This window comes from Pseudomonas sp. P4_C8 (genome assembly GCF_056401975.1).
Window position 1 is genome coordinate 68,726 of record NZ_JBFUIH010000032.1, and the last position, 12,276, is coordinate 81,001.

General features: G+C 60.1%; 8 protein-coding genes. 4 read left to right on the top strand and 4 right to left on the bottom strand.

Translation table 11 applies throughout. The features are described from left to right. Positions 1-48: 48 nt before the first annotated feature. Positions 49-1,977 carry a transglycosylase SLT domain-containing protein gene (locus AC1DWM_RS20310; RefSeq protein ID WP_477795976.1) on the top strand — a complete coding sequence of 643 codons (1,929 nt, stop codon included), beginning with the start codon at positions 49-51 and terminating at the stop codon, positions 1,975-1,977. Between the two features lie 85 nt (positions 1,978-2,062). Here AC1DWM_RS20310 and AC1DWM_RS20315 read toward each other — a convergent pair whose 3' ends face one another. Further along, entirely contained in the window at positions 2,063-3,850 is a 1,788-nt protein-coding gene (locus tag AC1DWM_RS20315) for an ABC transporter transmembrane domain-containing protein (protein ID WP_477795979.1), read from the bottom strand. 246 nt (positions 3,851-4,096) lie between these two features. On the opposite strand from AC1DWM_RS20315, the gene AC1DWM_RS20320 reads away from it, so the two are divergent. Further along, on the top strand, positions 4,097-4,276 hold the full coding sequence (locus AC1DWM_RS20320; protein ID WP_223511690.1) for a PA1571 family protein: 180 nt from the start codon (positions 4,097-4,099) through the stop codon (positions 4,274-4,276). A 186-nt stretch (positions 4,277-4,462) separates the two neighbouring features. Here AC1DWM_RS20320 and pdxB read toward each other — a convergent pair whose 3' ends face one another. Continuing rightward, positions 4,463-5,605, bottom strand: a complete 1,143-nt coding sequence (pdxB, locus tag AC1DWM_RS20325; protein WP_477795977.1) for a 4-phosphoerythronate dehydrogenase PdxB — start codon at positions 5,603-5,605, stop codon at positions 4,463-4,465. A 211-nt stretch (positions 5,606-5,816) separates the two neighbouring features. Here pdxB and AC1DWM_RS20330 point away from each other — a divergent pair, with 211 nt between their 5' ends. Continuing rightward, positions 5,817-7,226 carry an MATE family efflux transporter gene (locus AC1DWM_RS20330; RefSeq protein ID WP_223511692.1) on the top strand — a complete coding sequence of 470 codons (1,410 nt, stop codon included), beginning with the start codon at positions 5,817-5,819 and terminating at the stop codon, positions 7,224-7,226. Here AC1DWM_RS20330 and tusA read toward each other — a convergent pair. Both tusA and rlmM read right to left on the bottom strand, forming a co-directional pair. After that, positions 7,223-7,474, bottom strand: a complete 252-nt coding sequence (tusA, locus tag AC1DWM_RS20335; RefSeq protein WP_007945068.1) for a sulfurtransferase TusA — start codon at positions 7,472-7,474, stop codon at positions 7,223-7,225. The genes AC1DWM_RS20330 and tusA overlap by 4 nt on opposite strands. Positions 7,475-7,659: 185 nt before the next feature. Beyond that, the gene (gene rlmM, locus AC1DWM_RS20340; RefSeq protein ID WP_223511694.1) at positions 7,660-8,733 is read right to left on the bottom strand and encodes a 23S rRNA (cytidine(2498)-2'-O)-methyltransferase RlmM; all 1,074 of its coding nucleotides are present in this window, start codon (positions 8,731-8,733) and stop codon (positions 7,660-7,662) included. Positions 8,734-8,955: 222 nt separating this feature from the next. Here rlmM and acnA point away from each other — a divergent pair, with 222 nt between their 5' ends. Continuing rightward, positions 8,956-11,697 (top strand): aconitate hydratase AcnA, encoded by a 2,742-nt coding sequence (gene acnA, locus AC1DWM_RS20345; protein WP_477795978.1) that lies wholly within the window; start codon positions 8,956-8,958, stop codon positions 11,695-11,697. The last annotated feature ends 579 nt before the right edge of the window (positions 11,698-12,276 follow it).

Sequence of the window (12,276 nt, forward strand, 5' to 3'; positions counted from 1 at the left end):
GTGCGGGCAATGCCCGCACTTGTCATGATTTCTCTGCCCGGATGTCTCATGCGCAGTCGCCTTTTCAGTCTTTTATCTTGCCTGCTTCTTTCTGCCACTGCCTTTCAGTCAGCCCAGGCAGTGGACCTGTCCACCCAGCGCCAGTATTACGATGAAGCCAAGCGTGCCTTGGCCAAGGGCGATTCCGGTCCTTATTTTCGTTACAGCCAGGCCCTCAGTGATTACCCGCTGGAGCCGTACCTCGCCTATGACGAGTTGACTGCTCGCCTGAAAACCGCAAGCAATGCCGAAATCGAGAAATTCCTCGCCGAACACGGTGACCTGCCGCAAGCCAACTGGATGAAATTGCGCTGGTTGCGCTGGCTGGCCGAGCGTGGCGACTGGGCGACCTTCGTCAAGTATTACGACCCCAAGCTCAACTTCACCGAACTGGACTGCCTGAATGCGCAGTACCAGATCACCCACAATCAGAAGGCCGAGGGTTATGCCAACGCCAACAAACTGTGGCTGACCGGCAAATCCCAACCGGAAGCTTGCGACGCGCTGTTCGGACTATGGGCTGCCGAAGGTCAACTGCCCGAGCAAAAACGTTGGGAACGCGCCAAACTCGCCGCCCAGGCTCGCAATTATCCGCTGGCCAACAGCCTCGTTAACGGACTGACTACCCTCGCCCCGCGCGGTCGGCTGTTGATCGATGTGGCGCAAAAACCCGAACTGCTCAACCAGCCTTCGCGCTTCACTCCGGCTGACGAACCGATGTCCGACGTGGTCAGCCTCGGCCTGCGCCGCCTGGCCAAACAAGACCCGGACAAGGCCATGGCCCTGCTCGACGGTTATGCCAGCAGCATGCACTTCTCCCGCGATGAAAAAGTGGCGATCGCCCGGGAAATCGGACTGACCCTCGCACGACGTTTCGACAGCCGCGCACTGGACGTAATGATCAAGTACGACCCGGAACTGCGCGACAACACGGTGTCTGAATGGCGTCTGCGGTTGCTGTTGCGCCTGGGCCGTTGGGACGATGCCAATCAGTTGACCCGGCGCGTGCCCCAGGACCTGGCGACCACCAATCGCTGGCGCTACTGGCAGGCCCGCAGCCTTGAACTGGCCCAGCCACAGAGCACGGAAGTGCAAGCACTTTATAAAAACCTCGCTCGCGAGCGTGACTTCTATGGTTTCCTCGCCGCTGATCGCTCGCAATCCCCGTATTCGCTGGTCAATAAACCGCTGGTATTGAGCCAGGCGCTGATCAACAAAGTGCGCAACACGCCGGGCGTTCGTCGCGCCCTGGAATTCCACGCACGTGGGCAGATCGTCGATGGTCGTCGCGAGTGGTATCACGTCAGCCGACACTTCAGCCGTGACGAAATGGTCGCCCAGGCAAAACTGGCCTATGACCTGAAATGGTATTTCCCGGCGATCCGCACCATCAGTCAGGCACAGTACTGGGACGATCTGGACATCCGCTTCCCGATGGCCTACCGCGAACCGATGGTCCGTGAAGCCAAAATCCGCGGCCTGCATCCAAGCTGGGTGTTCGCCATCACTCGCCAGGAAAGCGCCTTCATGGCTGACGCCCGCTCCGGCGTCGGCGCCAGCGGCCTGATGCAACTGATGCCCGCCACCGCCAAGGAAACCGCGCGCAAATTCAGCATCCCGCTGGCCTCGCCACAGCAAGTGCTGGACCCGGATAAAAACATCCAACTGGGCGCCGCATACCTGAGCCAGGTCCACGCCCAGTTCAACGGCAACCGCGTCCTCGCCTCCGCTGCCTACAACGCCGGCCCCGGCCGCGTGCGCCAGTGRCTGCGTGGCGCAGACCACCTGAGCTTCGACGTCTGGGTGGAAAGCATCCCGTTCGACGAAACCCGTCAGTATGTACAGAACGTGCTGTCGTATTCGGTGATTTACGGCCAGAAGCTCAACTCGCCACAGCCGCTGGTGGATTGGCATGAGCGGTATTTTGACGATCAGTAACCGGTAATGTTGTGTAGGAGATGTCGGACGAGGTCGCATTCAAAATATCGCAGCCTCGTTTCACTCGACAGCTCCTACACAGTGTTTACAGGTGTAGACCTAGTTCGGCCTTGCCATCACTAAACTGCAACGCCGCCAGCCTTGCATACAATGCATTGCTCGCAATCAACGCCTGATGCGTCCCCACCGCCACCAACTTCCCCTGATCCATCACCGCTATCCGGTCAGCGTTTTTCACGGTGGCCAAACGGTGGGCAATGACCAGCGTGGTGCGGTTTTTCATCAGGCTTGGCAGGGCCTGCTGGATCAAGTGTTCGCTTTGAGCATCGAGGGCGCTGGTGGCTTCGTCGAGCAACAGGATCGGCGCGTCCACCAACAACGCCCGGGCGATGGCCAGGCGTTGACGCTGGCCGCCGGATAGACCGAGGCCACCGTCGCCCAGATGCGTCTGGTAACCGTTGGGCATTTGCTCGATGAAGTCGTGGGCGTAGGCGATTTTTGCTGCTTCTTGAACTTGGGCCAAGGTGGCGSTCGGGTTGCCGTAGCGGATGTTCTCTTCGATGCTGCCGAAGAACAGCGCCGGGTTTTGCGAGACCAATGCGAAGCAGCGGCGCAGATCGAGTGGATCAAGGTGAGTCAGCGGCACGCCATCGAGCAGAATCTGTCCGGCGGCCGGATCATAAAAGCGCAGCAGCAGGTCATACACCGTGGATTTTCCGGCCCCGGAAGGCCCCACCAGCGCGAGGGTTTCACCCGCATTAATGGTCAGGCTCAAGCCATCGACGGCATAGCTTTGCGGCCGCGAGGGGTAGGAAAAACGTACGTCCTGCAGAACCAGATCGCCCTTCACCCGCTCCGGCAAGGTCACCAGACCGGTGGTCGGCGGCTGGATGATGTTTTCCGAACGCAGCAATTCGGCAATCCGCTCGGCCGCTCCCGCCGCTCGCTGCAACTCGCCGATCACTTCGCTCAAGGTGCCGAAGGCGCTGCCGACGATCAGGCTGTAGAAGACAAACGCCGCCAGTTCACCCGCCGAGATCCGACCCGCAATCACATCCATGCCACCGACCCACAGCATGACGCCCACCGCGCCCAGCACCAGCACGATCACCAGCGTGATCAGCCAGGCGCGTTGGAAGATGCGTTTACGCGCGGTGTTGAACGCTTCTTCCACGGTCACGGCAAAACGCTGCTCATCCTGAACCTGATGGTTGTAGGCCTGCACGGTCTTGATCTGGCTGAGGGTTTCGGAGACGTAGCTGCCGATATCAGCGATCCGGTCCTGACTGAGGCGCGACAGGTTGCGTACCCGGCGGCCGAAAATCAGGATCGGGGCGATGACCAACGGCAAGGCGACGACCACGATGCTGGTGAGTTTGGGATTGGTGATAAACAGCAGCACAATCCCTCCGATGACCATCAGCAAATTGCGCAAAAACAGCGACAACGAAGAGCCGATCACCGATTGCAGCAACGTTGTATCGGCGGTCAGCCGCGACTGGATCTCGGAGCTGCGATTGTTTTCGTAGAAGCCCGGATGCAGATAGACAAGGTGGTTGAACACTTGTCGGCGGATGTCCGCGACCACGCGTTCGCCGATCCACGACACCAGATAAAAACGCGCGAAAGTGCCGATCGCCAGTCCAACCACCAGCACCATGAACAAGCCGATGGATTGATTGAGCAAGTGCGGTGACTGGGTCATGAACCCCTGATCTACCAGCAGGCGAATGCCCTGCCCCATCGACAAGGTAATGCCGGCGGTGACAATCAACGCGAGCAAGGCGCCAAAGGCTGGCCAGCGATAGGGCGCAAGAAAGCGCAGGGCCAGGCGGATCGCGCGGCGGTGACGGGCAGAGAGCATCGCAGTTATCCAGGTACGCCAATGAAAGGGCCAGCCTACACTGTCAGACGCAAAACCCTGTAAATCACAATGAGTCAGGTTAATTATGACCGCGATGACTAGTCTCTAGACGCTATTGGTCTAAAGTCCGGGTGGCAAGGTTTTTAAATTTCTGGTGGACTGACGTTACCGCTTGGGAAAGATCGCAGGGAGTTGTCATAGCCCGGTCACCTGGCGGTTGTAAAGTAGGCACACAACCTGATGAGGAGACAGGCCATGTCCTTGCAAAACAGCAGCGTAGACAAGATTCAAGTGATCCGCACACAGCCCGACCAGTCTCTGGGTTGCTCGATTATCGATGCCGATGGGCGTGAAGTACCGATCACTGAAGAAATGATCCAGTGCGCTTGCCGCGAACTGGAACAGCGATTGGTCCAGCCTGCCGAACAAAAGTGATATAGCCACCGTCTTCTTGACCCGGCCCTGGTGGGCCGGGTTTTTTATGGGTGCTTATCTGGAAATTGCAGTGAGGCCATCGCTGGCAAGCCAGGCTCCTACAGGATTTGAGTCGTTCACCTATTTAACGATCGACTCAAAACCCGTAGGAGCCTGGCTTGCCAGCGATTGGGGCCGACTCGGTCTCTATACAGCCGACGCCCCCAACGCCGCCACTATCTGCTGCAACTCAGCCGACTCCCCCTCAATCCGCACCTGCAACCCATCAATCTCCCGTCGCTGCGGATAATGCTTGCGCAGCGCATCAAACGCCGCACGCTGCTCACTCACATTGCCTACCAGGCTGCGCCGAAAATCCGCATCGTCACGGCGCGGGTCGTACACCCCACGGCATAACATGGCCAACGCCCACGCCGGATCAGTCTGCGCATGCAGGGTCACGTGCGACAACCACGGCGCCGGCAATAAATCGCTGAGGCTGATGTCGGCCGGGCGCCCGAGAAAATCGCAATACGCCTGATAAATTTGCGCCGTCCCGCGCTGTCTTCCTTCAAGGCTGTACCCGGCAATGTGCGGCGTCGCCAGCACACACAACTCAGCCAGCGCCACGTCGACCTCAGGCTCGCCTTCCCACACGTCGAGCACCGCTTGCAGGTCTTCGCGCTCAAGCAGCACCTGACGCAGGGCGGCGTTATCAACCACCGGGCCTCGACTGGCATTGATCAGCCACGCGCCAGGCTTGAGCTGGTTCAAGCGTTTTTTATCGAGCAGATGCCAGGTCGACTGCGCGCCGTGCTTCTTTAAAGGGGTATGCAGACTGATAACGTCGCATTGCTCAATGATCTGTTCGAGGCTGACAAAATCACCGCCTTCAGCTGCTTGCCGGGGTGGATCGCACACCAGCACCTTCCAGCCCAGGCCTTGCAGGGCCTTGACAAGACGACCACCGACTTGGCCGGCACCGACCACGCCATACGTGCGTTGAGTCAGGTCAGCGCCTTCTATTTCAGCCAGGGTCAGCAGGCTGCCGAGCACGTAATCGACAACGCCCCGGGCATTGCAGCCGGGGGCGCTGGACCAGGTGATTGCATTTTTTTGAAAGTAATCCAGGTCCAGGTGATCGGTGCCGATGGTGCAAGTGCCGACAAAACGCACGTTGCTGCCTTCGAGCAAGGCACGATTGACGTTGGTCACTGAGCGGACCAGCAGCACATCGGCGTGCTCGACGGTAGCGCGGTCGATGGAACGTCCCGGTACCCGGCGGATTTCACCGAAACCTGAGAAGAAGGCATCGAGCAGCGGGATATTTTCGTCGGCAACAATCAGCATGGCAGGCTCCTTTGGCGGATCGGCAGTGTAGGCGTAGATGCCTATAGTGAGCCAGTGAGCATTACGCTTCCTTGTAGCAGCAGGCTGCTACAGGGGGTGTCGCAACGTTCGAAATACGATTACAAATCCCTAACACAGGACTTTTCCTGACCACTGCGTCAGCGCGTAGAATGCGTCGCCTTGCGCATTAACACCTTTGGACGTTTCGCCTTTGAATTCCGTGACTGACCGCCCTGCCGCTACCGCCCTCACCCGCCCGGCCCGGGTTCGCCTTGAGCTGAAAAACCTGCTCACCCTGGCGCTGCCGATCATGATCGCGCAACTGGCCACCACCGCCATGGGTTTCGTCGACGCGGTGATGGCGGGCCGGGTCGGGCCTCGCGACTTGGCGGCGGTAGCGCTGGGCAACTCAATCTGGGTGCCGGTGTTTCTGCTGATGACCGGCACCTTGCTGGCCACCACCCCAAAAGTTGCCCAGCGTTTTGGCGCCGGCACCCACAGTGAAATCGGCCCGATTGTGCGTCAGGCACTGTGGCTGGCCTTAGTGGTGGGTTTGCTGGCGACCGGCATGCTGTTTAGCGCTGAGCCAATCCTGCACTTCATGAAGGTTGATCCCGAATTGATCGGCCCGTGCATGCAGTACCTGCACGGCATCGCCAGCGGTTTGCCCGCCGTCGCCTTCTACCATGTGTTGCGATGTTTCAGTGATGGCCTGGGCCGTACGCGCCCGGCGATGGTGCTTGGCTTGTGCGGGCTGGCGCTGAACATTCCACTGAATTACATCTTCATCTATGGCCACTTCGGCGTACCCGCCATGGGCGGTGTCGGCTGCGGCTGGGCCACGGCGATTGTGATGTGGGTGATGGCATTGGGCATGGCCGGCTGGGAACGCTGGGCGCCGGCTTATCAGTCGAGTCAGTTGTTCAGCCGTTTTGACTGGCCACAATGGTCGGTGATCAAACGCTTGCTGGGCATCGGGCTGCCGATCGGCATCGCAGTGTTCGCCGAGTCGAGCATTTTTGCGGTGATTGCGCTGCTGATTGGCAGCCTCGGCGCCACGGTGGTGGCCGGGCACCAGATCGCCCTGAACTTCAGTTCGCTGGTGTTCATGATCCCTTACTCCCTCGGCATGGCGGTGACGGTGCGGGTCGGCCAGGCCCTCGGTCGTCAGGAGCCACGCGAGGCACGATTCGCCGCCGGTGTCGGCATGGGCACGGCGCTGGCTTATGCCTGCCTGTCCGCGAGCTTGATGTTGATGTTGCGTGAGCCGATTGCAGCGATCTACACGGCTGACCCGACGGTGATTCAAGTGGCCGCGATGCTGATTGTGTACTCGGCGCTGTTCCAGTTTTCCGATGCCATTCAGGTGACGGCGGCCGGTGCATTGCGCGGTTACCAGGACACGCGAGTGACGATGATCCTGACGCTGTTCGCGTACTGGGGGATTGGTTTGCCGGTGGGTTACGCGTTGGGCCTGACCGATTGGTTCGGCGCACCAAGCGGCCCGAGCGGGCTGTGGCAAGGCTTGATCGTGGGCTTGAGTTGCGCGGCGCTGATGCTGTCGATCCGCCTGGCGCGCAGTGCACGCAAGCGGATCCGCATTAGCCATTCGGCGGGTTAAGCGAGTTTCTTGCGGATCCAGTACAGGTAGGTGCCCGCCTCTTCGTGCTGCGCCACCAGTTCGTGGTCAAGAAACACGCAGAACTTGGGAATGTCGCGACGGGTCGACGGGTCGGTCGCGATCACCTTGAGCAGGCCGCCGGGCACCAGGTCACGGATGTGCTGGTGCAACATCATCACCGGTTCCGGGCAGTTGAGGCCGGTGGCGTCGAGGGTGCCGTCTACCGGCGTATCAAGCATTTCACTCATGATTAACTCCTGAAACTAGCCGGCATTGTCGCGCATTGCCGGGTGTTCGGTCATCTGTGGCTGATCGTTCCCACGCTCTGCGTGGGAATGCCGCCGGGGACGCTCCGCGTTCCGCCTTTGGATGTGACGCGGAGCGTCACGGGATGCATCCCCACGCAGAGCGTGGGAACGATCAGTACGCACAATCAGCGGGATTTGGGTTTCTTTACGTCGAGCCGGCGCAGGTGGCACGTCACTTCTTCACGGTCGTGATACAGCTGTTTGCAGCCAATCTCGACCCGAATCCCGCGCTCCTTGAAGCCGTCGGCGATGCGTTCCAGCAATCGTTTCACTTCGGCATAACGCTGTTTCATCGGTAGTTTGAGGTTGACCACCGCTTCTCGGCAATGGCCCTCGCCAATCCACTCTTCCAGCATCGCGGCGTTACGCGCTGGCTTTTCGACGATGTCGCAGACCATCCAGTCCACCGGCTGCCGGGGCTTGAAGGTAAAACCGTCCGCCATCAAGTGTTGCACCAGACCCGTGTCCATCAGGCTTTCGGCCATCGGGCCGTTGTCGATGGCCGTCACCAGCATGCCGCGATTGACCAGTTGCCAGGTCCAGCCGCCGGGCGCAGCGCCCAAGTCAACGCCGGTCATGTCACTGTGCAGACGCTCATCCCACTGGTCACGCGGGATGAAGTGATGCCAGGCCTCTTCCAGCTTCAGCGTCGAGCGGCTTGGCGCCTCACGCGGGAACTTCAGGCGCGGAATGCCCATCGGCCACATCGCCGAGTTATTCGACTCGGCCAAGCCCATGAACACTTCACGACCGCTCTTGAAGGTCAGCAGCAGACGCGGTTTGTGTGCATCTTCCACCAGTTTGCCGGCGGCCATCAGTGCCTTGCGCAGGTGACCTTCAAATTTCTTGCAGAAGTTCGACAGTTCCTTGCCATCGTTGGTGTCGACCATTTCCAGCCACAGGCTGCCGCACAGCGGAAAGTCCGCCATATGCGCGAGTATCACACTGATGCGATCGGTTTCCGGCAGATCGATGAAGATCCCGCGCGCCCATTGGCGCGGGAAGATCAGATCGGCGAAACGCTGGCCACGCATCAGGCGCTCGGCGCCGTCTTCTTCGGTGCAGATAAACTCGGCGCAGGCGCTGGCGGTTTTGGCCTTGGCATAACCGGCCACGTTCAGGCGTGCAGCGTGTTCGGCTATCTCGGAACAGACTTCGCCTTCGAAGCCCGGCCGGCAATGCATAAAGAGGGTGTTCATTCTTACTCCTGGGCAGATGGCGAGACATTCAACCACTGCGCGATGCCCAGACTTGCGTTGAAGCAAAGCCTGTCACGAAAACCGGCGCATGATAGCCGAGTTCGCAACCTTGGACTTAACCATAGAGCCCGGTTATTAGCCTTAACGTCCAAACAGGGCTAGGTTTAGAGCTCTGTTCGTCCCGTCAGTCCGTAGCCGTGCGGACCAAAAGGAGTCATTTCAATGCCGTCCCTCGATAGCCTGAAAACCCTTAAAACCCTGCAAGTCGACGACAAGACGTACCACTATTTCAGTCTGCCCGAGGCAGCCAAGAGCCTCGGTGATCTCGACCCATTGCCCATGTCGTTGAAAGTGCTGCTGGAAAACCTGCTGCGCTGGGAGGACGAAAAAACCGTTACCGGTGCCGACCTCAAAGCGATTGCCGCGTGGCTCAAGGAGCGTCGCTCCGACCGGGAAATTCAGTACCGTCCCGCTCGCGTATTAATGCAGGACTTTACCGGCGTTCCCGCCGTGGTCGACCTGGCCGCCATGCGCGCCGCCATGGCCAAGGCCGGCGGCGACCCGCAGCGCATCAATCCGCTGTCGCCGGTGGATTTGGTGATCGACCATTCGGTGATGGTCGACAAGTTTGCCAGTTCAAGCGCCTTCGAACAGAACGTCGACATCGAAATGCAGCGCAACGGTGAGCGTTACGCGTTCTTGCGCTGGGGCCAGAGCGCCTTTCACAACTTCAGCGTAGTACCGCCGGGCACCGGAATTTGCCATCAGGTCAACCTCGAATACCTGGGTCGCACGGTCTGGACCAAGGACGAGGACGGCCGCACCTATGCCTTCCCCGACACCCTGGTCGGCACTGATTCCCACACCACCATGATCAACGGCCTCGGCGTCCTCGGCTGGGGTGTCGGCGGGATCGAAGCGGAAGCGGCGATGCTCGGCCAACCGGTGTCGATGCTGATCCCCGAAGTGATCGGTTTCAAACTCACCGGCAAACTCAAGGAAGGCATCACCGCCACCGACCTGGTGCTGACCGTCACGCAGATGCTGCGCAAGAAAGGCGTGGTCGGCAAATTCGTCGAGTTCTACGGCGACGGCCTCGCCGACCTGCCGCTGGCCGACCGCGCGACCATCGCCAACATGGCCCCGGAATACGGCGCCACCTGCGGCTTCTTCCCGGTGGACGACGTGACGCTGGAGTATTTGCGCCTGTCCGGCCGCCCGGTCGAAGTGGTCAAACTGGTCGAGGCCTATACCAAAGCCCAGGGCTTGTGGCGGTTGCCGGGCAAGGAACCGGTGTTCACTGACAGCCTGGCGCTGGACATGGCCAGCGTCGAAGCCAGCCTTGCCGGACCCAAGCGCCCACAAGATCGGGTGTCGTTGCCGAATGTCGCGCAGGCGTTCAGCGACTTTCTGGGTCTGCAATTCAAACCCACCAGCAAGGAAGAAGGCCGCCTGGAAAGTGAGGGCGGTGGCGGCGTCGCCGTGGGCAATGCTGATCTGGCCGGTGAAGCGGACTACGAACATGGCGGTCAGACCTATCGCCTGAAAAACGGCGCGGTGGTGATTGCCGCGATCACGTCCTGCACCAACACCTCCAACCCGAGCGTGATGATGGCGGCAGGTCTGGTGGCGAAAAAGGCTGTGGAGAAAGGCCTGAAACGCAAACCGTGGGTCAAGACGTCCCTGGCGCCCGGCTCGAAAGTGGTCACCGACTATTACAAGGCGGCCGGCCTGACTCAGTACCTCGATGAACTCGGCTTTGCCTTGGTCGGCTACGGTTGCACCACCTGCATCGGTAACTCCGGACCTTTAGCTGAACCGATCGAAAAAGCCATCCAGAAAGCCGATCTCGCTGTGGCCTCGGTGTTGTCGGGCAACCGCAACTTTGAAGGCCGCGTACATCCTCTGGTAAAAACCAACTGGCTGGCCTCCCCGCCCTTGGTTGTCGCCTACGCGCTAGCCGGCACGGTGCGTATCGACATCAGCAGTGAACCGCTGGGCAACGACAAGGATGGCAACCCGGTGTACTTGCGCGACATCTGGCCGAGCAGCAAGGAAATTGCCGACTCGGTGAATCAGGTCAACACCGCCATGTTCCACAAGGAATACGCCGAAGTGTTTGCCGGCGACGAGCAATGGCAAGCCATCCAGGTACCGCAAGCGGCGACCTACGTGTGGCAGGATGATTCGACCTACATCCAGCACCCGCCGTTCTTCGACGACATCGGCGGCCCACCGCCCGTGGTCAAGGACGTCGTCGGGGCCAGAGTGCTTGCGCTGCTGGGCGACTCGGTGACCACCGACCACATCTCCCCCGCCGGCAACATCAAGGCCGACAGCCCCGCCGGTCAGTACTTGCGCGACAAAGGCGTGGAACCGCGCGACTTCAACTCCTACGGCTCGCGTCGCGGCAACCATGAAGTGATGATGCGCGGCACCTTCGCCAACATCCGTATCCGCAACGAAATGCTCGGCGGCGAGGAAGGCGGCAACACCTTCTATATTCCCACCATGGAGAAAATGTCGATCTATGACGCGGCTATGCGATATCAAGCCTCGGGCACGCCGCTGGTGGTGATTGCCGGCCAGGAATATGGCACCGGCTCAAGCCGCGACTGGGCGGCCAAGGGCACCAATCTGCTGGGCGTGAAAGCGGTCATCGCCGAAAGCTTCGAACGCATCCACCGTTCCAACCTGGTCGGCATGGGCGTGCTGCCGCTGCAGTTCAAACTGGATCAGAACCGCAAAAGCCTGAACCTGACCGGCAAGGAAACGCTGGAGATCCTCGGATTGACCGGCGTAGAGCTGACACCGAGGATGAACCTGACGCTGGCGATCACCCGTGAAGATGGCAGCAAGGAAAAGATTGAAGTGCTGTGCCGGATCGACACGCTCAATGAAGTGGAGTACTTCAAGTCAGGCGGGATCCTGCATTACGTGTTGCGACAGCTAATCGCGTCCTGAAGGACCGCAAACTTGTAGGAGCTGGCTTGCCAGCGAAGGCGGTCGTGCGACGTGCGGCGGCAATGAAGACGCCTTCGCCGGCAAGCCGGCTCCTACGGGTTTTGTGTCGTCCACAAAATCAGGGTGTGCACGGGGTTGGTGGCGTCCGAAAAATGATGGCGTGTACGGCGATTTTGTAGGAGCTGGCTTGCCAGCGAAGGCGRCCGTGCGACGTGCGGCGGTAATGARGACGCCTTCGCCGGCAAGCCGGCTCCTACGGGGTATGTGTGGTCCACAACATCAAGGTGARTACGGATTTTTGTAGGAGCTGGCTTGCCAGCGAAGGCGGTCGTGCGACGTGCCGCGCCAATGAAGACGCCTTCGCCGGCAAGCCGGCTCCTACGGGGTTTGTGTGGTCCACAACATCAAGGTGAGTACGGATTTTTGTAGGAGCTGGCTTGCCAGCGAAGGCGGCCGTGCGACGTGCCGCGGTAATGACGACGCCTTCGCCGGCAAGCCGGCTCCTACGGGGTTTGTGTGGTCCACAACATCAAGGTGAATACGAATTTTTGTAGGAGCTGGCTTGCCAGCGAAGGCGGT